The organism is Hymenobacter sp. 5317J-9 (assembly GCF_022921075.1).
Taxonomy (GTDB): Bacteria; Bacteroidota; Bacteroidia; order Cytophagales; family Hymenobacteraceae; genus Hymenobacter.
This window is the reverse complement of sequence record NZ_CP095050.1, coordinates 3454138-3475713: the sequence shown is the minus strand read 5'-3', so window position 1 is coordinate 3475713 and position 21576 is coordinate 3454138. Positions and strand designations below refer to the sequence as shown.

Genomic DNA, 21576 nt, shown 5'->3' with positions numbered 1-21576 from the left:
TAATGCTTGTCTTCGGGATTTATTAGCCGTCAGGCAGAGCGCAGCGAAGCATCTCGCGTGGAGTAGTAATCCAATCGTAGGATAGAATTAGTGGTGGCACGCGAGATGCTTCGCTACGCTCTGCATGACGGGCCTTTGGCTGCTACTGCACGGCGGCCGTGGCAGCGGTGGCCGTGGCAGCGGTGGCCGTGGCAGCGGTGGCCGTCTGCTCGGGCTTCACTTTGATGTCAGTACCCAGGCGCTGTAGGTAGGCGATGAGGGCCACGATTTCCTTGTCGGGCATCACCTCGATTTCCTCTTTTTTCAGGTCGGCCACAATGCCCTGGGCTTGCTGCCGGGCGTCGTCCACGGCCACTTGGTCGAAGCCGGCGGGGTAGGGCGTGCCCAGGTTGCGCAGCACCTTAATCTTGGACGGCAGGATGCGGTAGTCGATGTCCTGCTCGAACAGCCAGGGGTAGGGCGGCATGATGGAGCCGGGCGACATGCTGGTGGGGTCCATCATGTGGTTGTAGTGCCAGGAATGCGGGTATTTGGCGCCCACGCGCTGCAAATCGGGCCCGGTGCGCTTGCTGCCCCACAGGAAGGGCCGGTCGTAGATGTACTCTCCCGCTTTGGAGTACTCGCCGTAGCGCTCGGTTTCGGAGCGGAAGGGGCGCACCATCTGGGTGTGGCAGTTCGAGCAGCCCTCGCGGATGTAGAGGTCGCGGCCCTGCAATTCGAGCGGCCGGTAGGGCTTCACCGAGGCAATGGTGGGCACGTTCGACTTCACCAGAAAGGTCGGAATCATTTCCACCGCGCCGCCGATGAGGATGGCCACCGTGGCGCCCACGGCCAGCTGGAAGGGGCGGCGCTCCAGCCAGCGGTGCCAGTGGCCGGCCTGCACGTGCGGGTCTTCGGCTTCGTGCACCAAGGCGGGGGCCTGGGCTTTCTCGTTGGCCACCAGCGAGCCGGCCTGGGCGGTTTTGTACAGGTTGTACATCAGCAGGAACACGCCGCTCACGTAGAGCAGCCCGCCGATGCCGCGCAGGTAGTACATGGGCACCAGCTGCAGCACAGTCTCCAGGAAGTTGGGGTATTGCAGCATGCCCTCGGCATTGAACTGCTTCCACATCAGCCCCTGGGTGAAACCGGCCCAGTACATCGGAATCGCATAGAACACGATGCCCAGGGTGCCCAGCCAGAAGTGCGTGGTGGCCAGCTTCTTTGAATACAGCTCGGTGCGGTAGAGGCGGGGCCACAGCCAGTAGAGCATGGCAAAAGTCAGGAAGCCGTTCCAGCCCAGAGCGCCCACGTGCACGTGCGCCACAATCCAGTCGGTGAAGTGCGCAATGGCGTTCACGTTCTTGAGCGAGAGCATGGGGCCCTCAAACGTGGCCATGCCGTAGGCCGTGATGGCCACCACCATGAACTTGAGCACGGGCTCTTCGCGCACCTTGTCCCAGGCGCCGCGCAGGGTGAGCAGGCCGTTTATCATGCCGCCCCAGCTCGGGGCAATCAGCATCACGGAGAAGGCCACGCCCAGGCTCTGGGCCCAGTCGGGCAGGGCGGTGTAGAGCAAGTGGTGCGGCCCGGCCCAGATGTAAATAAAAATCAGCGACCAGAAGTGAATGATGCTCAGGCGGTAGGAGTACACCGGCCGGCCGGCGGCCTTGGGCAGGAAGTAGTACATCAGGCCCAGGTAGGGCGTGGTGAGGAAGAAGGCCACCGCGTTGTGCCCGTACCACCACTGCACCAGGGCGTCCTGCACACCGGCGTACAGCGAGTAGCTTTTGAGGAAGCTCACCGGCAGCTCCATGGAGTTGACGATGTGCAGCACGGCCACCGTGAGGAAGGTGGCGATGTAGAACCAGATGCCCACGTAAAGGTGCCGCTCGCGCCGCCGGGCAATGGTGCCGAACATGTTCCAGCCAAACACCACCCACACCAGCGTGATGGCAATATCAATCGGCCATTCCAGCTCGGCGTATTCCTTGCTGGTGGTGAAGCCCAGCGGCAGCGTGGCCACCGCCGACACGATAATCAGCTGCCAGCCCCAGAAATGGATTTTACCCAGCAGGTCGGAATACATCCGGGTTTTGCAGAGGCGCTGCAGGGAGTAGTAAACGCCCGTGAAAATGCCGTTGCCGACGAAGGCGAAAATCACGGCGTTGGTGTGCAGTGGGCGAATGCGGCCGAAAGTGGTGTAGGCCGTGCTCATGTTGAGTTCGGGCCGGGCCAGCTGGAAGGCCGCCAGCACGCCCACCAGCATGCCGATGATGCCCCATACGACGGTGGCAATGCCAAAGTCGCGCACTATCTTATTGTCGTAGAAAAACGTGTCAACCGCCCGCGCGGGGGTACTCGGAACCAGGGGGCGGAGGGCGCCGCGACTGGGAGTAGAGGCTCGACTTGCATAACCTTGAGAAGTGGATGAATTACTGGCTCAAAGGTCCCCCAGGGGCTTTTCTGCGCGGCTGACGGTAATCAGGGGGCCGCCTGATTGTTGTCAGGCACGCTTGGCGTCGGGCGGGGCAGCGCCGGTTTCCGGCGCCATCTCGTCCTCAAACAGCATGCGCACCGAGGGCGTGTAGTCGTCTTCGTATTGCCCGAGCGCACCGCCCACAGAAAAGCGCCCAGAAATGCGAGGGCCACGCACAGGCTAATGCCGATGAGGAGGAAGATGATGGACATGGTCGGGGTTGGTTATAAACGACGGCGCCAGGCGGCCAGGCGCACCAGCAGCGTGGCAAACACCATCACGCTCAGCGAGCTGATGGGCATGAGAATGGCCGACACGATGGGCGTGAACCGGCCCTGCACGGCCAGCCCCAGCCCGATGCCATTGTAGCAAAACGACAGCACGAACGTGGCCAGCACCACGCGCAGACAGTCTTTCGAGAAATGGAGGATGGTGGCCAGCTGCCCAAAGCTGCCGGCTTCCAGAATGGCGTCGCAGGCCGGCGAGAAGTTGGTGAGCGTGTCGGTGAGGGCAATGCCGGCGTCGGCCTGCTGCAGGGCGCCGGCATCGTTCAGCCCGTCGCCGACCATGATGACGGTGCGGCCCTGCTGCTTGAGTTGGGCAATGTAGTCGAGCTTCTGCTGAGGCGTTTGGTGAAAGTGCAGCTCGGCGTGGGGGCCGAACAGGCCGCGCAGGCGGGGTTCTTCGGCGTCGTTATCGCCCGAAAGCACGGCCAGGCGGTAACGCTGGCCGAGGGCGGAAAGCACGCTGCGCAGGTCGTCGCGGTACACATTGCGGAAAACATAGCAGCTAGTCGGGCCGTCCTCAAACCTCACAAACACCTTTGATTGCAGCGTGGTCGCCGTTTCAGAGGTGGCTTTGGTTGCCGCTGCGCCAACAAAAGCAGCAGAGCCCACGCGCACCTCCCGGCCGCCCACAATGCCGCGCAGGCCCTGGCCGGGCAATTCAGCGAAATCGGTCACGGCCAGGGCGCTGGCGGGCAGTTCAGCCGCCAGCCGCTGGCTGAGCGGGTGAGTGGAGTGGCGCACCACGGCGGCCACGGCTTCCTCATGGCCAGGGGAGAGGGCCGGCCCCACGTACTCTACGGCCGAGCGTTTCACGTCGGTGAGGGTGCCGGTTTTGTCGAACACGATGGTGTCGGCGCGGCCCAGGGTTTCGACCACGGCGGCGTTTTTGAGGTAGAATTTCCGGCGGCCCAGCACCCGCAGCGCGGCGCCCAGCGCAAACGGCGTGGCCAACGAAAGCGCGCACGGACAGGCAATGACCAGCACCGAAGTGAATGCCCGCAAGGCCATCTGCTGGTCGCGCGGGTACCAATAAGCCACCGCGCCCGTGGCCAGCAGCAGCGTGAGTGCCACGAAGTAGCGGCCCACTTTGTTGGCGTAGGTTTCCAGCGAGGCGTTTTCTTCTTTCTGAAAGGCGGGGTTGTTCCAGAGCTGGGTGAGGTAGCCCTGCGACACTTCGCGCACCACTTCCAGCTCCACGGCCTCGCCCACCTGCCGGCCGCCGGCGTAGATGATTTCGCCGGCGGCCTTGGCCACGGGCACGCTTTCGCCCGACACGAAGCTGTAGTCAATCTGGCCCGTGCCGCGCAGCAGCACCGCATCGGCGGGCACTATTTCCTGGTTGCGCACCCGGATGCGCTGGCCCGGCTTCAGCTCCTTCACCGACACCGACTGCTCGCCGGTTTTGGTGAGCAGCGTCACGGCCACCGGGAAGTAGGAAGTGAAGTCGCGGTCGAAGCGCAGGGCGTCGTAGCTGCGCTGCTGCACCCACTTGCCGATGAGCATGAAAAATACCAGCCCCGTGAACGAGTCGAAATAGCCCGGCCCGCGCTGCGTGACTAGTTCCACCACGCTGGTCACGAATAGCGCCGTGAGGCCCAGGCTAATGGGAAAATCGAGGTTGATGTAGCGCTGCCGCAAGCCCTGCCAGGCCGACTGGTAGAACCCCCGCGCGCTGAGCAGCAGCACCGGCAGCGCCAGCAGCAAACTCAGCCCGCCGAAGAAGCGGCCAAACGTGCTTTGCAGCTGCTGGGTGAAGGAAAAGTACTCCGGCAGGGCCAGCAGCATCACGTTGCCGAAGGCGAAGGCCGCCACGCCCAGCTGGTAATGCAGCAGGCGGTTGCCGGGGTGGGGCTGGGCGCCCAGCTCGGCCAGCGTAATCTGCGGCTCGTAGTTGATGGCGGCCAGCAGCTTCACCACTTCCTTCAGCGAAGTAGCCCCGGGTTGGTAGCTGATGGTGAGTTCCTTGCGAAGGAAGTTGACCCGCGACGAGGTGATGCCGGGATTGAGCTTGAACAGATTTTCGAGCAACCAGATGCAGGAGGCGCAGTGCATCTGCGGGATGGTGAGCGTGAGGCGCGCCAGCGCGGGCGAGCGAAACGCCAGCAGCTGGCTCTGCACCGCCTCCGAATCGAGGTAGTCGAAGCGGCCGGGCAGCTCCACTTCCTGCACCTTCTGGCCGGCGTGCTCGTCGAGGCGGTAGTAGGTGCACAGGTTGCTGGCGGCCAGCAGCTCGTACACGGCGCGGCAACCCTGGCAGCAGAAGCTCAGCGCCGGCTCCTGGGCCTGGCGGATGGGCTCGTCGGGGCAGGCATCGCCGCAGTGGGCGCAGGCTACGCGGGGCAGGGTGGGGGCAGGAGCGGGGGCGAGAGTGTGCACGGGCAGGCAGGAAGATTGGCAGCCGCAAAGCTCCCACCGGCCGAAAGCGGCCCAGCTGACCAACATCAGCCCCGGCCCTGATATTTTTCAGGCGGGCGGCCGGAACCCTGCCGCACCTTTGCCGCATTGTTTCACCGCTGCCGGCGCTGCTGCCGGGCGGCCGTTTTCAATTATTAAGTCGTATGCCGCGCGCTCAATCCCCCACTGGTTCGTTGCTGCTGGTGCTGTCCCTGTTTGTGTGGGCCGGCCTGGTGGCGGGCATTTCTTTCCTCGAAGCCCCGCTCAAGTTCACCGCCCCACACATCACCGTGCCCCTGGGGCTGGGCATTGGGCGCATTGTGTTTGCGGCGCTTAATAAGCTGGAATTGGCTTTGTGCGCCACCGCGCTGCTGTGCGCGGCCGTGCGCCGTGCCCCGGCCAATGTGTGGGCAGCCCTGAGCTTGCTCGTCACCGTGCTGCTGCTCCAAACCCTGTGGCTGCTGCCGGCCCTCGACCTGCGCGCCACGGCCCTGCTGGCCGGCCACCCGCCGCTGCCCGGCCACCTCCACAAAACCTACATCGGCCTCGAAGTCGTTAAGCTCATCACCCTGCTGCTGGCCGGCAGCTGGTCCTTCCAATGGGCTGCGCGCACTCCGCACCCGTCCCACGCCGAGGCCCACTTGCACCATCACCTGGCCTGATTCCCGTCGATTTCCGCCCTCGCTATGACCACCACCCGCCCCGACATCACCACCGAAGCCGACGTGAAGCTGCTCGTCGACACCTTCTACGCCAAGGTTAACCAGGACGCCCTGCTCGACCCCATCTTCAACGGCTTTGCCCAGGTCGACTGGTCCAAGCACCTGCCCAACATGTACGATTTCTGGAGCGGCCTGCTGCTGGGCACCGGCCGCTACCGGGGCCGCCCGTTTCCCAAGCACGTGCCGCTGCCCATCGACGCCACGCACTTTCAGCGCTGGGTGGCCCTGTTTCTGATGACCGTCGACGAGCTGTTTGCCGGGCCCACCGCCGAAGAAGGCAAGCTGCGCGGTCAGGCCATCGCCCAGGTGTTTGAGGCGCGCCTGCGCGAGCGGGGCCCGCTTTCGGTGCTGTAAATTGACTTTATCAGGAAAAAGCCCCGGCCCCTTTGTGCGAAGCAGAAGGGGCCGGGGCTTTTTGTACGAGTGGCCTGGCTACTTAAAAATCAGAATGCGCGCCGCTTCTACGCATTCCAAAGCGTGCGGCGCCCCGGCGGGGATGACGAGGTAGTCGCCGGCCGTGACTTCGGTGGGCGTGTCGACCACCGTGATGATGAGCCGGCCCGCCAGCACCGTCACCAGCACGTCGACGTTGGCGTGGTGGGTGGGCATGATTTCGCCGGCCCCGAAGGTTTTAAAGATGACTTTCTGGCCATTTTTATCGAGCAATACGAGGGCTTTTTGCTCGCCGGCGCGCGCGTGAGCGCCCGTCAGCAGACTGCCGGTTTTCAGAGGAGGGGAGGTGGTTAGCATGAAGAGAATGGGGAGGTGAGTAACGCCCCAAAACTACCCGGCCGCCCCAGCCGCACACCTGACCAGAATTGCCTACGGGCCTGATTCTGGTCAGACCGCATCGGCTTTGCGGGCACGCCTACCAGTTGGGCTGGCGCAGCTTGTCGGGCTGTAGCACCCGGATGCCCTGCCCCGTCTGCTCAATCAGCCCGTCCTGCTTGAACTCGGTGAGGGTCCGGATGAGGGACTCCGGGGCGATGCCCACCACGGCGGCCAGGTCGTCGCGCGAGAGCTGCACGGCCACTTCGGCGCCGTTGGCCTGCTCGTGCAGGCGCAGCAGGGTAGTGGCCACGCGGCGGCGCAACGAGTCGTAGGCCATGCCCAGCAGCTGCTGTTCCCGCTCGTTCACGCGGCCGGCCAGCAGGCGCACAAACTGCTGGCCCACGGCCGGGTGGCGGTGCAGCAGCTGCGTAAAATCTTCCTGCGGAATGTAGAGCAGCACCGCGTCGTCGAGCACCACGGCCGAGTCGGCGTGCGGGCGCTGCTCCAGCAGCGGCAGGTAGCCCAGGAACTCGCCGGGGCCGTACACGCCCGTTATCAACTCCTTACCGCTGGCGCTGCGGCGCACGGTTTTCACGCGGCCGCTCTGCACAAAATACAGGCGCGTAGCTTCGTCGCCCTCGCCGTACAGCTCCTGCTTTTTGCGCAGGGCGTGGGGCTTGCGGTCGGCGGTGAGGCCGGTGAGGTGGCCCACGGCCGTGGCGTCGTCCAGGAACTGGTGCAGGCCGTTGGGCTGCTGCAGGTCGTAGTCGGGCCGCAGCTGGTGGAAGCGGGCCAGGCGGCTGCGCACGGCGCTCAGCAGCTCGGTTTCCTCAAAGGGCTTGGTCAGGTAGTCGTCGGCGCCCAGGTCCATGCCGCGGCGCAGGTCGGCGCGCTCGGTTTTGGCCGTCAGAAAGATGAAGGGCACGCCCTTGAGCTGGGGGTTCTGGGTGAAGATGTGCAGCACGCCGTAGCCATCCAGCACGGGCATCATGATGTCGCACACCACCAAATCGGGCTTGGTGGCCAGGGCTTTCTCCACGCCGATTTTGCCGTTTTCGGCGGTCAGCACTTCGTAGCCGGCCAGTTCCAGGATTTCGGCCGTGTTTTCGCGAATCAGGTCGCTGTCTTCAATCAGCAGGATGGTTTCCATGAGGGAGGGTAAGGGTGACGGTGGTGCCCACGTTCAGCTCGCTGTGCAGCGCCACGGTGCCGCCCAGCAGCTCCAGGTAGCGGGCCACAATGTAGAGGCCCAGGCCGGTGCCGGGCAGGTTGGCCGCGTTGCGGGCCCGGAAAAACCGCTCGAACAGGTGCTCCTGGTCTTCGGCCGAGATGCCCACGCCCCGGTCCTGCACACTGAGCGTGAGCCAATGGTCCTGGGTGGTGGCGCGCACGGTCACGGTGCTGTGTTCGCCCGAGTATTTCAGGGCGTTGCTCAGCAGGTTCACCAGCACTTTGCGCAGCAGCGAGGCGTCGGTCCAGAGCGGGGTCACGCCGTGAAACTCCGGCTCGATGCGCTGGCCGGGCTTGCGCAGGCCTTCCGCGTCGGCAATGGCTTCGCGTAGCAGCGCGGGCAGGTCCACGCGGGCGGGGTGGGCCTCGATGCGGCCGTCTTCCAGCTTGCCCACCGAGAGGAACTCCTCCAGGATGTCGGTGAGGTGCTTCACCGACGTCCGGATGCGGTCCAGGTGGCGCTGGCGCTTGTCCTGCTGCTCGGCGGCGGGGTATTTCTCAATCAGCGTGGCCGAGGTGAGCACGGCCGTGAGCGGCGTGCGGAACTCGTGCGAGGCCATGCTCACGAAGCGCGACTTGAGCTCGCCCAGCTCCTGCTCGGCGGCCAGGGCTTGGCTCAGCTCGCGGGTGCGGCGCTCCAGCTGGGCCAGGGTGGTTTCGAGGGCGTGCGTGCGCTCGGCCACCTTCTGCTCCAGCTCGGCGTTGAGGGCGGCCACCTGCTGGTGCTGGGCCAGCAGCTCGCGCTCGGCTTCTTTTTTGAAGGTAACGTCGATGATGTAGGCCACCGCGAAAAGCTCCTCATCGAGCCGGAAATAGCTCAGGCTGATTTCGACCGGAAACACCGAACCGTCCTGCCGGCGGGCCAGCAGGTCGCGGTTGTGGCCCATGGCGCGGGCCTCGGGGCGTTCATTAAAAGAGTCGCGCAGCTTTTCGTGGTAGCGGCTCACGGCGCTGGGCACCAGCACCTCAATGCGCTGGCCAAGCAGTTCGCCGTCGGGGTAGCCAAACAGCTGGCGCGCCTTTTCGTTGGCCAGCACAATGTCGCCGGCCCGGTTGCACATGATGATGCCGATGGTGGCGTGGCTCACCACGGCCTCGAAGCGGCCCACGCTTTGGGCCAGGCGCTGCTCGGCGTGGTGCAGCGGGTCGATGTTGGTGATGCGCACAAGGAAATACGGGTGGCTTTCCACCGTCAGGCTGGTGAGCTCGACGCGGGCCCAGAACGTTTCGCCCGTTACCCGGCGTATTTCGGCTTCGTATTCGAGGCTGCCGTCGCGCAGCACCTGGTCGCGCCGGTTGCCCCATTCGGTGGCCGTGAGCTGCTCGGCGCGCAGAGTGCGCGCGGGGTCGTCGTAAAGGGCCTCGGCCGAGGGATAGCCCAGCAGCCGGTAGCCCGCCGTGTTCACGTGCGTAAACCAGCCCCGCTCCAGGTGGTAGAGGCCCACAAATTCCTTTGCTTGCTCAAACAGAATATCCGTCAGCGGATTACGATACAACGTGGCGGGCATACGAAGGGGGCCGGCAAATGCCTGGGCGGCCGGCAATTTCTGAAAACATTTGAGAAAAAAGGAGCCGGTGGCTGCCCCAGGCGTTGGGGTAGCCACCGGCCGCTGAGCGCTACCGTTGCCAGGGAGCTAGGTGCTAGTGGTTTAGGCTTACGGGAGTGAATGGTGGGCCGGCAGGGCGTAGCTCACCTGCAGCTGCAGAGCGTCAGGGTATACCCCAAGGCGGTCGGTGCTGCCGGGCGGTGCCAGCAGGGGCCGCAGCCCACGGCTGAGACGCAGCCCCAGGCCCAGCCCGCAGGCCGACTGGTAGCCCACGCCGCCCACCACGCCCACGTCGAAGCGGGCCAGGTCGGCGGTGCTGCTGGCACTGGCGGTGGCCTCCTGGTCGGGCGCGGCCGTCACGTAGCTGGTGGTGGTGCGGGTTTCGGAGTGGGCGCGCAGCAGCAGGCTCAGCTGCGGGCCCGCCTCCAGGTACCAGCCGCCCAGGCCGATGTTGGCTAGCAGCGGCACGTCGAGGTAGGTGAGGCCGCGGGTTTGCTCATAAGTGCGTTTGGCCACGCCGGCCGCCATGCCGGCGGTTTGGTCGGCCTGCAGCTTATAGCCGCGCTGGCTGAGCAGCACCTCGGGCTGCACCGCCACGGCGCCCTGCCGCGACACCGGCACCCGCAACGCCGCCCCCACACCAAAGCCGAGGTAGCGGGCGTCCTGGCGGGTGGTATAGTCGGGGCCGGCGGCCTGGGGCACGGCGCTGCCGGCCAGCCCGGCCGAGGCAAGGGCGGCCTTCAAAACCAGGCGCATGGGGCCTTTGCTTTGGGCGTAGGCGCCGGGCGCGGCAGTCAGCAGCAGGGCCAGCGCAACGGCCTGCCATAGCGGCGCATTGCCGGGGCGAGAAGCAGAAGCTGATGGTTTCATGACGTCTGCAAATAATTGGTGGACGGTTGGATGTATGTGCCGCTAGGCTGCCGCCAGCACGGAGCGGGGTGGCTGGGCACTGCCTGCGGAGCCCACGGTTTGCATGAGCTGCCATTGGGCGAGCAGGGTGCCCAGGTTGAGCACGTGGCATTTGGCAGCGGTGGCCTGCGGCCCCGCAAACTCTTCGTCGAGGGTCATTTCCAGCAAGCGGCACCAGTGGGCGAGGTGGTCGGCGGTGGGCCATGGGCCGCACTGGTGTCCGGGCGGGCGGCCGGTATAAAGCTGGCCGGCCAGGGCTTTTTCCCACCAGTCGTATTCGCGGCGGCTGGGCAGTGGCTGCGCGTCCGGAAAAAAGGCGCTCAGGAGGGCATCGTGGGCAATGCGGTCGGTAAACAGCCGCACAAAGCGCCGGTGGCGCGCCGGGCCGGAAAAGTCGGGAAGCGAAAGAGTTGCCATGATACGGGGAGAAATTGCCGGCGGCCAGGGTGCTTCGCAAGCGGTAGCAACCTGGCGCACTGCTCAATAGGTACGTTGGTAAAGCTACCGACCCGCCCCGGGCAGTGCCCTAAGCGTAATCAGCGCCGCGGCTGATTGTAATCAGCAGGCGTTGCCCGGATAGCGCCCCGACGGCGGCCGCCCATCGGCAAAACCAATGCGGTAGGCTGCGCATAAAAGATTCCATTATTCTAAGGTTGTCCTGCGCTTGGAATCCTATGGCTGGCCCGGCCCGTATAGCCCGACAGTACTTTCTCTCACCCCAAACACTAACACCATGATTACGAAAACTTTCTTCGCGGCCCTGGCCCTGACCGGCGCCCTGACTGCTCCGGCCTTCGCCCAAAGCGGCAAGACCAAAAGCGACGACGAAAAGACCAAGACCACGGCCGATGGCATGACCACCAAAACCAAGATGGCCGACGACGGCAAGATGAAAGTCAAAGGCAAGTCGGATGCCGGCGACAAGATGAAGGCCAAAACCAAGCCCCGCCAGGGCGATGCCATGGGCGGCAGCATGTCGACCACTACGACTACCACGACCACCTCCGGCGTGATGGTGGGCGGCGCCATGATGACCCCCGATAAGGACATCGTGGACAACGCCGTGGGCAGCGCCGACCACACCACGCTGGTGGCCGCCGTGAAAGCCGCCGGCTTGGTGGAAACGCTGAAAGGCTCCGGTCCCTTCACTGTGTTTGCCCCCACCAACGCGGCCTTCGACAAGCTGCCCGCCGGCACCGTGAACTCGCTGGTGACGCCCGAAATGAAGCCCACGCTCACCAAAATCCTGACCTACCACGTGGTGCCCGGCCGCCTCACTGCCGACCAGCTCACCAACGGCCAGGTGCTGACCACCGTGGAAGGGGAGCAGCTGACCGTGATGAAAAGCGGCGGCAGCGTGATGCTGAAAGATGCCAAAGGCGGCATGTCCACCGTCACCATCCCCAACGTGATTTCGAGCAACGGCGTGACCCACGTCATCGACACGGTGCTGATGCCCGCCAAGTAAGCGGAATTAGCTCAACACAAAAAAGCCCCGCCGTGCTACACGGCGGGGCTTTTTTGTGTTCTCGCTTCTCTTATTCAATCATTAATCGGCGGCCCACTGTGCGGCCATCGGCCAAGGTGAGGCGCACCGTGTACACGCCTGGCGCCAGCGGTGGCAGGGGCAGGGTGGGCTGGCCGGCCTGCGCGGCGGGCTGCTCCCACACGGTGCGGCCCACCGCATCGAGCACGGCGGCGCGGGCAAAGCTAGGTCCGGCCACGCTCACCGTGTTGCGGGCGGGGTTAGGATAGAGGCTATAGGCAGCGGCTTCGCGGGCCGAGGCCGAAGCGGTGGTCACGTTATTGGTCATCACGGGCCGCATCATGAGGGCGCCGCGGCGGGGCACAAAGTGCACCGAGTCCCACGCGCCGGCGTTGCTGCGGTTCCAGAGGTAGCCGGGCGGGAAGGAGTTGTTGATGTCGAGCCCGTAGTGCAGGTCGCGGCCCGTGGAGGGCTGCGAGTAGCCCACGTAGAACATGCCGGTCACCGGCACGGGCTGGTCGAAGGTGATTTCGACGTAAGGCAGCCCGTTGGGCAGCGGCCCGGTGCCGGGCAGGGTAGCGGTTTTGGTGGCCAGGGGCGTGGTGGCGGGCTTGCCGCCGTCGTCGGCCCACACGGCAATGGTAACGGGCCGCGTACTTGCGTCCGAAGCCGTGTAGACGGGGTAGAGGCGCAGGCCGCCCACGTGGTCCGTCTTGTTCAGGTCGAAGCGGTAGGCAAACGCCGCCTGCTGCCCGGTGGCAAAAGCCGGCAGGGCGGTGTAGCGCTCGGCGGTGCCGTCGTCGTAGGCGTAGTAGTTGTTCAGCTCCACGTCGCGCCAGATGGTGTCGTTCGGCAGCGCCCGCGGAATGTCGCGCGAGTTCAGGGCCAGGGTGTAGCGCAGGCGCTTGGCCGTGGCGGTGGTGGGCAGGGCCAGCGCCGTGGCCGGGCCCACCTGCGGGTACTGGCGCTGCCGCGAAGGCACCGGCGACTGGCTCTGCAGCCAAGTGCCCAGCGTGGCACCGGTGCCCAGGTCCTTCACCGTGCCCAACACGTCGATAGGACGAGGCAGATTCTTTTCGAGGTTGGTGAGGTTCACGCCCAGCGTGGGGTTGAGCTCACTAGTGGGCGACGCGGCCGCGTTGAACTGCCACACCGGCATGGCCGTGAAGCGCCGCAAGGGGCTGCGGAGGCCCCCGAGGGATTCCCGTTCACGAGGCCCGCGCCGGTGGCCACGTCCACAAACACCGTGTCGGTGTCGAGGACGCCGGAGCGGTTGCGGTCCAGCACCACGTAGTCGATGCTGAAGTTGTCGCTGTTGTCGGAAGCACTGCCCGTGGCCACAAACATGAATTGAAACGTGCCGTGCAGGTATTGGGCGTTGTTGAGGTCAATAAGCTGCTGGCGGAAGCCCGTGCGCACCCGCTGGCTGTTATAGCTCCAGGCCCGCACCCAGGTGTTGGAGGTGTTTTTCAGAAACAGCTCTAGCTTCACCGGCGTGCTGCTGGTGTTGAGGTTGGGGGCCGAGCCGATGCTGCCGGCCTGCCAGGCAAAGCTCAGGAATACCCCGCTGCTGGTGCTGAGGCCACTCAGGTCGATGGGTTGCGACACCAGCGAATCGAGGGTGCCGTAGCTCACGCTGATGTTGCCGCTGTAGCTCTGGCCGTTGGCCTTGAGGCCATCGAGGGTGGCGGCGCCGCGGCTGGGCGGCGCCAGCGCCAGGCGGTTGCTCACGTAGGCGCCGCCGTGGACGTTCCACTTCTGCGGGTCGGGCCGGCCTTCGAGGGGCGAAGTGAAATCGTCGAAAAACGGCAGGGCCAGGGCCGCGGTGCGCTGTAGCGCGGCTGGCGTTTGCTTGGGCACCAATGCTGCCCGGGCCGGGTCGGCCGACAAGGGCCCGGACGGGGCCACGACCTGGCCCGAAGCCGCTGCAGAAACCAAAACCAACGCCGGCACTAGCAGGCGGCAATACGTGCGGAAGCGTCTCGTCATACCAAATGGGAAAGGAGGTTTAAGCCCCAACGCCCGGGTGCCCGGAAAAAGTGCATGCGGCCCGGGTTATTTTGCTACCCAGATGTCCACAATCTGGCCCGTGCGGATGGTGGCGTCGGGGCCGGGCACGGGGCGCTGGCGCACCACGGTGCCGGCGGTCTGGCCGTCTTCGGCGGGCTGCTCAAACACTTCGCCCTTCTGCAGGCCCTGGCCGTTGAGCAGCGTGAGGGCCTCGTCGACGGGCATGTTGATGAGGTTGGGCACGGCAAAGGTCTGGTTGCCCTGGCCGTCGCCCACCACCAGGTCCACGGTGGTGCCTTTGGCCACGGGCGCGCCGGGCGCTATTTCCTTGCCGTTCACCAGCTGCTTCAGCACCGCGCCCGAAGCCAGGTCGGGCACCAGCTGAATCTGGCCGGCCACCAAATCGTAGCTCTTGAGAATGAGCATGGCCGTTTTGGAGGAAATGTTGGTCAGCTTCGGCATCTTAATCACCGGTGGGTTTTTCATGCTCACCTGCAGGTAGATTTTGCGGCCTTCCTTCACTTTCTCGCCCGGCAGCGGGTCCTGCACCAGCACGGTGAAGGGGCGTACGTTGGCGTTGTAGCTGGAGTCGTCCACGAAGTAGGCCAGGTTGCGCTCGTCGAGGTATTTTTCCAGGTCGGCCACGTTCATGCCCGTCACTTTGGGCACCGTAATGGTTTCGCCGTGGTGCGTGCTCATGGGCAGGTACACGTAAAAAAAGCCCAGCACCAGCAGCAGGCCCACCACGCCAATCAGCACCAGGTGCTTCACAACGTCGAGCGGAGAATCGGAAGAGAAAAAAGACATTGAGAATAGCAGAGAAACAGTTTTACAACCCAAAGAACGTCATGCTGAGCTTGTCGAAGCATCTCTACCGCAGTAGTAAATGTTTACTCTCGCGGTAGAGATGCTTCGACAAGCTCAGCATGACGTTCAATTTGTGACTAATGAGTTGCCGGCACGGCCCTGGCCGCCCGCGCCTTGCCAAACTCCAGAATGCGGTCGATGAACTGGTAGGGCGTGTAGCCGGCCAGCGCCGTCTGGTGGAAAATGCAGGTGGCGGGCGTCATGCCGGGCAGCGAGTTCACCTCAATAATCAGCACTTCCACTTCGCCTTCTTGCCGCACGCGCACGAAGGCATCAATCCGGGCGTAGCCCTGAATGTCGAGCACTTCGGCCACGCGGCGCAGCACGGCCTTCACCTCGTTGCTGATGCGCTGGCGCTCGGCGGGGTCGGCGTCGTAGCGGGCGGGGGTGATGTTCTGGCCTTCGCCGGCCAGGAATTTCTCCTCCAGGCTCAGCACCTCGCCGGTGGCCAGGGCCTCGCTGGCCTCAAACACTTCGATGTCGAGCTGGCCGTCTTCGTCGTAGCTCGTGAGCAAGCCGCCGGTAATTTCCAGGAAGTGCGCCGCGCCGTCGCGGCCAATCAGCGTCTCGACCAGGAAGGCATCCTTGCGCGGAAACTCTTCCTTGAAGCCCAGGCTGAGCACCCCGGCCGGGCCGGGCATCAGGTCTTCCTCGCTCCGGAAGATGAGTTGGCTGAAGGCTTCCAACTCCGCGCGGTTCTTGATTTTTTTCACGGCCGAGGAGCAGCCGTCGTCGGCGGGCTTAGCGATGAAGGGGTAGGGGAACTGCGTTTCGAGGCTGCGGTAGAAGCTTTCGGGGTCGGCCTGCCACTCCAGCTTGTGGGCCATGCGGTGGTCGGCCACGCGCAGGCCGGCGTCGCGCAGGCGCTTGTTGGTCTCGAACTTGTTGATGGTGACGCTGCTGCTGGCCACGCCCGAGCCGTTGTAGGGCAGGCCGAATTTTTCCAGCTGCTGTTGCAGGGCGCCGTCTTCGCCGGGGCGGCCGTGCAGGGCAATGAACACCTCGTCGGCCAGCTGGGCCAGCTCCTCGAACGAGATGCGGCGCGGCTGGGCCAGGGCCTGCCCCGCGTAGGTGCTGGTAATCACGCTGGCCTCCTGCCGAATGCGGGCCAGAATGGGGTGCGGGGCCTCGCCGGCTTCGGCGTGCTCAATCTTCTCGCGGATGTCGTCGGCGTTGTCCTTCAGCATCACGTTCACGGGCAGCACGTAGAGCTTGTGCTCCTCGCTCGAGCCCGTGAGGAACACCGGCACCGGCGCGTACTTGGCCGAGGAGCTGAGCTTCTCGTAGATGTTGCGCCCGCTTTCCACCGAAATGTGGCGCTCCGACGAGTAACCGCCCATAATGACGGCCACGCGAATGCGCTCGGTGGCCTCGTGCTGGCGGCCGGCCACGGCGGTATCCAGCTTGTCGAGCAGCTGCGCCAGCTTCACGGGGCGCAAGCCTGCGCGGCGCCGGGCAGCCAGCGAGGTGCGAATGAGGTAAGTGAGGAACTGCGACGGGTTGAGCCCGATTTCGGCGGCCTGGTGGAAGAAAAACGAAGCCGGCAGCATGCCCGACGTGGTGTTCGGGTCGTTCAGGAACAGCCGGCCGTCGTGGGCCACAAAGCCGTCCAGGCGCGCATACACTTGGAAGCCAAACGTGCGGAACATTTCCTCGCAAGCCTCGCGGATTTCCTGAATTTTTTCCTCGGGCAGGTCGATGGGCGTGACCTTGCGGGCCAGGCCGGGCAGGTACTTCGAGCGGTAGTCGAACATCTCCTCGCCCTTCACAATCTCGGTGGGGGGCAGGGCCAGCGGCAGGCCGTTGGGGTCTTCCACCACAATGCAGCTGAACTCGCGGCCGGCCACAAAGCTCTCCACCAGCACCTGGGTTTCGCCGTCGATGTTGGTCAGGCGTACCTGCTCGGCGGTTTCCAGCCGCTCGGTGAGGGCGAAGAGCAGGGTTTCGGGGTGGTAAATGGGGGCCGTTTCGTCGTCGAACACCACGGGCAGGCCGATGCCTTCGCGGATGTCGGTGAGGTGCTGCACCCAGGCCAGCCGGTCCTGCTCGCCCAGGCGCTGCCACTCGTCGCGCGTCACGATTTTGCGAAAGAGGCTGCGCTCAATGGCGGCCTCGAACTTGGCTAGGTTGTCGTCCTTCAGAATGCTCACCCCGATGCTGGAGCCCTGGCGTGGCGCCTTCAGCACCAGCGGCAGGCCCAGCTCCCGCACCAAGTAGGCGAGGGTGGCGGCGTGGTCGGTGCTGTCCCATTCCTCGGCTTTGATGACGCGGAACGTGGGCGTGGGCCGGCCCAGGGCGTGCAGCAGGTTCTTCTGCGCAATCTTATCAATGCCGAAGGCCGAGGGCAGAATGCCTGAGCCGGAGTAAGGGATGCCCAGCCACTCCAGCAGGCCCTGAATGGCGCCGTCCTCGCCGCCGGGCCCGTGCAGGGCCAGAAAGGCAAAATCCATGAGCTGAGGCAGCTCTTCGGCTTTTACCTCGCGGCCCACCTTGGCAATAGCGTGGAAGCGGGCCTCGTGGTCGAGCTCACCCAGGCTCTCGATGTACACCTGCAGGTGGTGCAGGGACGGCGGCTGCGAGCTCACCGGCGGGTAGAAATCCCGGATGGTGCCTTTATAGATGTACTGCCAGTCGAGCAGAATGAATTGCCCCAGGCTGTCGACAAAGATGGGCACGGGCTGAAACAGTGCCTTGTCCAGGTTATCAAAGACGGTGCGGCCGCCGGCGAAAGAAATTTCCCGCTCGCGCGAAGTGCCCCCGAAAAAAATGCCAATTTTCATAAGTGTTGCAAAGGTAAGAAGTAGGGGCGGGGCTTGCCCCGCCCGTCGTTCGCACGAGTCCGATGATTTCGTTCTCCGACGGGCGAGGGCAAGCCCCACCCCTACAGCAGCGCCACCAGTTCCGCCACCAAAGCGGCGTCCGTCTCAAAACGTTCGGCCCGAAACAAGCCCGCCGCCGGGTCGGCCGGCAGCAAACGCTTGGCGCTGGTGTGAAATTCTCGGGCACTCGTGTGGGCCATTAGGGCCTGAATGTTAACGGCTGAAACCCCGGCGCCCGGCATAACGGAAATGCGACCTGTTGCCTGCTTAACCAAGGCCGCCAGCTGCTGCTGCCCGGCCTCGGCGGTAGGGTGGCCACCCGAAGTGAGCACCCGACGGCAGCCCAAGGAAATAACTTCTTCCAGCGCCCGGGACTGGTCGGGGCAGGCATCGAAAGCGCGGTGAAAGGTAATTTCCATGGCGCCGGCGTGGCCGATGAGGTCCTGGCAGGCGGCTACGTCTACGTTGCCCGCCTCGTCCAGCGCGCCCAGCACCACGCCGGCAGCCCCCAGGTCCCGGCACAGCTCAATGTCGGCCCGCATGATGGCCAGCTCATCGGCCGAGTACACAAAGCCACCCGACCGCGGCCGGATGAGCACAAAAACCGGAATGTGTAGCCGCTGCAGCGTCTCCCGAATGAGCCCGTACGATGGCGTGATGCCGCCCTGCTCCAGGTGTTGGCAGAGCTCGATGCGGTGCGCGCCGCCCGCTTGGGCCGCTAAGGCCGAGGGCAGCGAAGCCGCGCAGATTTCCAGTTGCCGGCTCACTTCAACAGAAACTCGCTGTCGCTGAGCACCGGCTTATCAGTGGTACTCACGGTGAAATTAAAGCCCTTTTGCAGGGCGTAGGCGCCGGTTTGGCCCTGCTTGTTCACGGCAATAAAGGCCACCTGAATGTCTTTGGCCTTGGCGCCTTTGATGGCGGCAATGCGCTCGATGGCCTCCCGGCAGGCCGCCTGCGGCGAGCGGCCCTGGCGCATGAGTTCCACCACGGTGTGGGCCCCAGCAATGCGCACCACGTCTTCGCCCTGGCCGGTGGCGGCAGCGGCGCCCACGGCCGGGTCCACAAACAGGCCCGAGCCGATGAGGGGCGAGTCGCCTACCCGGCCGCGCATCTTAAACGCCATGCCGCTGGTGGTGCAGCTGCCGCAGATGCGCCCCTGCGCGTCCAGCGCCAGCATGGCAATGGTGTCGTGGTTTTGGGGGCCGCCCACCGGGCCGGTGGGGCGGCTTTTGGCGTTCTCGATGTTGACGACGGGCTTGTACTGGCTGGTTTTGAGCCACTGCGCGTAGGCCTTTTCGGCGTCGGCGCTCAGCTTTTGCGGTTCGAGCGGAAAGCCCTGCGCTACGGCGAATTGCTGCGCGCCTTCGCCCACCAGCAGCACGTGCGGGGTGCGCTCCATCACGCGGCGGGCCACCCTGATGGGGTGCTTGATGCGCTCGAGCCCGGCCACGCCGCCGCAATTAAATTTTTCGTCCATGATGCAGGCATCCAGGGTCACGATGCCGTCGCGGTCGGGGTTGCCGCCCAGGCCCACGCAGCAGCCCTGTTCCGACTCTGTCACCATCACGCCGGCCTCCACGGCGTCGAGGGCGTAGCCGCCCGCGCCAATGATTTTCCAGGCGCCCTTGTTGGCATTCACGCCCGCGTCCCAGGTCGAAATGACGATGGGCTTGCCCGCGGCCGCAGAAGCCGGAAGCGCCGCCACGGCCAGCGGGGCCGAAGCCAGCCCGGCCAGTCCGGCGGCAGAGGATTGCAGAAATTTACGGCGAGACGGCATGGCGTGTAGCAGAAGTGAGTGCCGGCGAAAGATACTGCTGTGCGCCAGTTACCCATACTTTTGCCTTTCATGAAACTCATCGCCGACGGCGGCTCCACCACCTGCAGCTGGTGCCTGCTGGGCGCGGGCCGCGTCCCTCAGTACTTCAGCACCGAAGGCTATAACCCCTATTTCTGGGACACGCCAGCCATTGCCGCCTCGCTGGCGCGCAGCGTGCCGCCCGCCGTGCGCGAGGCGCCCATCGAAACCATTCACTACTATGGCTCCGGGGTGCTCTCGGCCGCCAAGGCGGAAGTGGTGGCCGGGGCGCTGCGGCAGGCGTTTCCGCAGGCCCGGCAGGTGGAGGTGGCCGAAGATTTGTTGGCGGCGGCCCGAGCGCTGCTGGGACAGCAGGCCGGCTTTGCGGCCATTTTGGGCACGGGCACCAACTCGTGTCTGTATGATGGGCAGCGCATTACCCAGGTCATCGAGTCATTAGGTTACTCCCTGGGCGACGAGGGCTCGGGCACGGCCATTGGCCGGCTGGTGCTGCGCGACTACCTCCGCGGCCGCCTGCCCGCGCAGTTGGCCGCTGAACTGCAGGCCACCTACAGGCTGGGCGAGGTGAGCGAAGTGCTCGACCGGCTGTATAACCAACCCCTGCCCAACCGCTTTCTGGCCAGCTTTGCCCGGTTTTTGGGCGAGCACGCCCACGAGCCGTACTGCCAAGCGGTAGTGGACCAGGCGTTTGAAGCCTTTTTTGCCCAGATTGTGACGCACTACTCCGACTACCAGCGCCACGCCTTTAACTGCGTGGGCTCGGTGGGTTACCATTTTCGCGCGCAGCTGGCCGCCGCGGCGGCTCGGCACGGCATGGCCGTGGGCCAGATTCTCAGAGAGCCCATTGAGGCACTGGTGGCCTACCACGAAAACGCTGCCCGCGGGTAGAGACGCATATTTGCGTCTCGGCGTCTGCTCCGTTTCGTGTGCATTTGGGCCTTATCGTTCACGGACGAGACGCCGATATGCGCCTCGGCATCCGGCAACGCGGAAATCCGCACTTTTGCATCCTCATACAACCTCACTCTTCCACCGTTTCACTTTCCTCAATGAACACCCTCGACACCTACAATTTCGCCGGCAAGCGCGCCGTGATGCGCGTCGACTTCAACGTGCCCCTCGATAAGGACCTGCAGATTACCGACGACACCCGCATCCGCATGGCCACCCGCTCGGTGATGAAAATCCTGAACGACGGCGGCTCGGTGGTGCTGCTTTCGCACCTGGGCCGGCCCAAGGGCGGCTACGAGTCGAAGTTTTCGCTCGAGCACTTGGTGCCGCGCCTGTCGCAGGAATACGGCCGCGACATGCAGTTCGGCGGCGATGTACTGGGGGAGGGGGCCGCCCAGAAAGCCGCCGCCCTGCAGCCCGGCCAGGTGCTGCTGCTCGACAACGTGCGCTTTCACAAGGAAGAAGAAGGCGGCGACCATGACTTCGCCGCCAAGCTGGCCAAGCTGGGCAACGTGTACGTCAACGACGCCTTCGGCACGGCACACCGTGCCCACGCCTCCACGGCCGTGATGGCCGATTCCTTCGCGCCCCAGGACCGAGTGGGCGGCTACCTGCTGCAGTCCGAAATCGACAACGCCAAAAAGGTGCTGGAGCAAGCCGAGCGGCCCTTCACCGCCATCATGGGCGGCGCCAAGATTTCCGACAAAATCCTCATCATCGAAAAGCTGCTCGATAAGGTGGACAACCTGCTCATTGGCGGCGGCATGGCCTACACGTTTGCCGTGGCTGAAGGCGGCCACGTGGGCAGCTCCCTGCTCGAAGCCGACAAGGTGGACCTGGCCCGTGAGCTCATCCAAAAGGCCAAGGCCAAAGGCGTGAACCTGGTGCTGCCCCAGGACTCGCTCATTGCCGACAAGTTCGCCAACGACGCCAACGTGAAAGTGGCAACCAACCACGACATCCCCGACGGCTGGATGGGCCTCGACCTGGGCCCCGAGAGCCGCACGGCCTTCGCCGCCATCATCCGCGACAGCAAAACCATACTCTGGAACGGACCCATGGGCGTGTTCGAGATGCCCAACTTCGCCAAAGGCACCGAAGACGTGGCCCGCGCCATTGCCGAGGCCACGGCCGGCGGCGCCTACTCGCTCATCGGTGGCGGCGACTCGGCCGCGGCCGTGCAGCAGCTGGGCTTCGGCGAGCAGGTGAGCTACATCAGCACCGGCGGCGGCGCCCTGCTGGAGTACATGGAAGGCAAGGAACTGCCCGGCGTAACGGCCTTGGGCTAGGCGCGAACGTCCGGTCA

At 64.9% G+C, this 21576-nt stretch carries 18 protein-coding genes and 1 pseudogene; 5 read left to right on the top strand and 14 right to left on the bottom strand.

The genetic code is table 11. The annotated features are described in order from the left end of the window. Positions 1-142: 142 nt before the first annotated feature. The 3 genes and pseudogenes from ccoN to MUN81_RS14660 form a co-directional block, all read right to left on the bottom strand. On the bottom strand, positions 143-2350 hold the full coding sequence (gene ccoN / locus MUN81_RS14670; protein WP_245117402.1) for a cytochrome-c oxidase, cbb3-type subunit I: 2208 nt from the start codon (positions 2348-2350) through the stop codon (positions 143-145). A 135-nt stretch (positions 2351-2485) separates the two neighbouring features. Beyond that, a pseudogene (gene ccoS, locus MUN81_RS14665) lies at positions 2486-2670 on the bottom strand (cbb3-type cytochrome oxidase assembly protein CcoS). A gap of 12 nt (positions 2671-2682) precedes the next feature. After that, complete coding sequence (locus MUN81_RS14660) at positions 2683-5121, bottom strand: heavy metal translocating P-type ATPase metal-binding domain-containing protein (protein ID WP_245111540.1); 2439 nt, start codon at positions 5119-5121, stop codon at positions 2683-2685. Positions 5122-5303: 182 nt separating this feature from the next. On the opposite strand from MUN81_RS14660, the gene MUN81_RS14655 reads away from it, so the two are divergent. Both MUN81_RS14655 and MUN81_RS14650 read left to right on the top strand, forming a co-directional pair. Continuing rightward, positions 5304-5801: a hypothetical protein gene (locus tag MUN81_RS14655; protein WP_245111538.1), complete on the top strand. Its 498-nt coding sequence runs from the start codon at positions 5304-5306 to the stop codon at positions 5799-5801. Between the two features lie 24 nt (positions 5802-5825). Further along, positions 5826-6215 (top strand): group III truncated hemoglobin, encoded by a 390-nt coding sequence (locus MUN81_RS14650; RefSeq protein WP_245111536.1) that lies wholly within the window; start codon positions 5826-5828, stop codon positions 6213-6215. A 78-nt stretch (positions 6216-6293) separates the two neighbouring features. Here MUN81_RS14650 and MUN81_RS14645 read toward each other — a convergent pair whose 3' ends face one another. The 5 genes from MUN81_RS14645 to MUN81_RS14625 form a co-directional block, all read right to left on the bottom strand. Next, positions 6294-6611, bottom strand: a complete 318-nt coding sequence (locus tag MUN81_RS14645) for a cupin domain-containing protein (protein ID WP_245111534.1) — start codon at positions 6609-6611, stop codon at positions 6294-6296. A 118-nt stretch (positions 6612-6729) separates the two neighbouring features. Beyond that, complete coding sequence (locus tag MUN81_RS14640) at positions 6730-7782, bottom strand: response regulator (protein WP_245111533.1); 1053 nt, start codon at positions 7780-7782, stop codon at positions 6730-6732. Further along, the gene (locus MUN81_RS14635; protein ID WP_245111517.1) at positions 7760-9370 is read right to left on the bottom strand and encodes a PAS domain-containing sensor histidine kinase; all 1611 of its coding nucleotides are present in this window, start codon (positions 9368-9370) and stop codon (positions 7760-7762) included. Before MUN81_RS14635 ends, MUN81_RS14640 begins: the two co-directional genes overlap by 23 nt. A 147-nt stretch (positions 9371-9517) precedes the next feature. Next, a complete protein-coding gene (locus MUN81_RS14630; protein WP_245111515.1) occupies positions 9518-10279 on the bottom strand; it encodes a porin family protein in 762 nt (253 codons plus the stop codon). A gap of 42 nt (positions 10280-10321) precedes the next feature. Continuing rightward, positions 10322-10735, bottom strand: a complete 414-nt coding sequence (locus MUN81_RS14625) for a hypothetical protein (protein WP_245111513.1) — start codon at positions 10733-10735, stop codon at positions 10322-10324. Positions 10736-11279: 544 nt separating this feature from the next. Here MUN81_RS14625 and MUN81_RS14620 point away from each other — a divergent pair. Beyond that, complete coding sequence (locus MUN81_RS14620; protein WP_245117401.1) at positions 11280-11786, top strand: fasciclin domain-containing protein; 507 nt, start codon at positions 11280-11282, stop codon at positions 11784-11786. A 70-nt stretch (positions 11787-11856) separates the two neighbouring features. Here the strand turns inward: MUN81_RS14620 and MUN81_RS14615 are convergent, their stop codons facing one another. From MUN81_RS14615 to MUN81_RS14590, 6 genes are all read right to left on the bottom strand, one after another. After that, positions 11857-12981 carry a T9SS type A sorting domain-containing protein gene (locus MUN81_RS14615; RefSeq protein ID WP_245111511.1) on the bottom strand — a complete coding sequence of 375 codons (1125 nt, stop codon included), beginning with the start codon at positions 12979-12981 and terminating at the stop codon, positions 11857-11859. Then, positions 12897-13793 (bottom strand): hypothetical protein, encoded by an 897-nt coding sequence (locus MUN81_RS14610; RefSeq protein ID WP_245111509.1) that lies wholly within the window; start codon positions 13791-13793, stop codon positions 12897-12899. Before MUN81_RS14610 ends, MUN81_RS14615 begins: the two co-directional genes overlap by 85 nt. Positions 13794-13859: 66 nt before the next feature. After that, on the bottom strand, positions 13860-14621 hold the full coding sequence (locus tag MUN81_RS14605) for a PASTA domain-containing protein (RefSeq protein ID WP_245111507.1): 762 nt from the start codon (positions 14619-14621) through the stop codon (positions 13860-13862). Positions 14622-14758: 137 nt separating this feature from the next. Continuing rightward, positions 14759-17461: a D-alanine--D-alanine ligase gene (locus tag MUN81_RS14600; protein ID WP_245111505.1), complete on the bottom strand. Its 2703-nt coding sequence runs from the start codon at positions 17459-17461 to the stop codon at positions 14759-14761. Between the two features lie 101 nt (positions 17462-17562). Continuing rightward, entirely contained in the window at positions 17563-18267 is a 705-nt protein-coding gene (locus MUN81_RS14595) for a copper homeostasis protein CutC (protein WP_245111504.1), read from the bottom strand. Continuing rightward, positions 18264-19280, bottom strand: coding sequence for a N(4)-(beta-N-acetylglucosaminyl)-L-asparaginase (locus MUN81_RS14590; protein ID WP_245111502.1), 1017 nt, complete (start codon positions 19278-19280; stop codon positions 18264-18266). The genes MUN81_RS14595 and MUN81_RS14590 overlap by 4 nt, the downstream gene beginning before the upstream one ends. Before the next feature lie 69 nt (positions 19281-19349). Between MUN81_RS14590 and MUN81_RS14585 the strand changes: the two genes are divergently transcribed. After that, positions 19350-20207 carry an N-acetylglucosamine kinase gene (locus MUN81_RS14585; protein WP_245111500.1) on the top strand — a complete coding sequence of 286 codons (858 nt, stop codon included), beginning with the start codon at positions 19350-19352 and terminating at the stop codon, positions 20205-20207. Positions 20208-20368: 161 nt separating this feature from the next. After that, positions 20369-21559, top strand: a complete 1191-nt coding sequence (locus tag MUN81_RS14580; RefSeq protein ID WP_245111498.1) for a phosphoglycerate kinase — start codon at positions 20369-20371, stop codon at positions 21557-21559. Positions 21560-21576 lie beyond the last annotated feature (17 nt).

Excerpts from the sequence above, each read along its gene's own strand:
- MUN81_RS14620 (WP_245117401.1), top strand. The coding sequence starts at position 11,280 with ATGGGCGGCAGCATGTCGACCACTACGACTACCACGACCACCTCCGGC.
- MUN81_RS14655 (WP_245111538.1), top strand. The coding sequence starts at position 5,304 with ATGCCGCGCGCTCAATCCCCCACTGGTTCGTTGCTGCTGGTGCTGTCC.
- MUN81_RS14590 (WP_245111502.1), bottom strand. The coding sequence starts at position 19,280 with ATGCCGTCTCGCCGTAAATTTCTGCAATCCTCTGCCGCCGGACTGGCC.
- MUN81_RS14645 (WP_245111534.1), bottom strand. The coding sequence starts at position 6,611 with ATGCTAACCACCTCCCCTCCTCTGAAAACCGGCAGTCTGCTGACGGGC.
- MUN81_RS14610 (WP_245111509.1), bottom strand. The coding sequence starts at position 13,793 with ATGACGAGACGCTTCCGCACGTATTGCCGCCTGCTAGTGCCGGCGTTG.
- MUN81_RS14640 (WP_245111533.1), bottom strand. The coding sequence starts at position 7,782 with ATGGAAACCATCCTGCTGATTGAAGACAGCGACCTGATTCGCGAAAAC.
- MUN81_RS14585 (WP_245111500.1), top strand. The coding sequence starts at position 19,350 with ATGAAACTCATCGCCGACGGCGGCTCCACCACCTGCAGCTGGTGCCTG.
- MUN81_RS14630 (WP_245111515.1), bottom strand. The coding sequence starts at position 10,279 with ATGAAACCATCAGCTTCTGCTTCTCGCCCCGGCAATGCGCCGCTATGG.
- MUN81_RS14600 (WP_245111505.1), bottom strand. The coding sequence starts at position 17,461 with ATGAAAATTGGCATTTTTTTCGGGGGCACTTCGCGCGAGCGGGAAATT.
- MUN81_RS14625 (WP_245111513.1), bottom strand. The coding sequence starts at position 10,735 with ATGGCAACTCTTTCGCTTCCCGACTTTTCCGGCCCGGCGCGCCACCGG.
- MUN81_RS14635 (WP_245111517.1), bottom strand. The coding sequence starts at position 9,370 with ATGCCCGCCACGTTGTATCGTAATCCGCTGACGGATATTCTGTTTGAG.
- MUN81_RS14650 (WP_245111536.1), top strand. The coding sequence starts at position 5,826 with ATGACCACCACCCGCCCCGACATCACCACCGAAGCCGACGTGAAGCTG.
- MUN81_RS14605 (WP_245111507.1), bottom strand. The coding sequence starts at position 14,621 with ATGTCTTTTTTCTCTTCCGATTCTCCGCTCGACGTTGTGAAGCACCTG.
- MUN81_RS14580 (WP_245111498.1), top strand. The coding sequence starts at position 20,369 with ATGAACACCCTCGACACCTACAATTTCGCCGGCAAGCGCGCCGTGATG.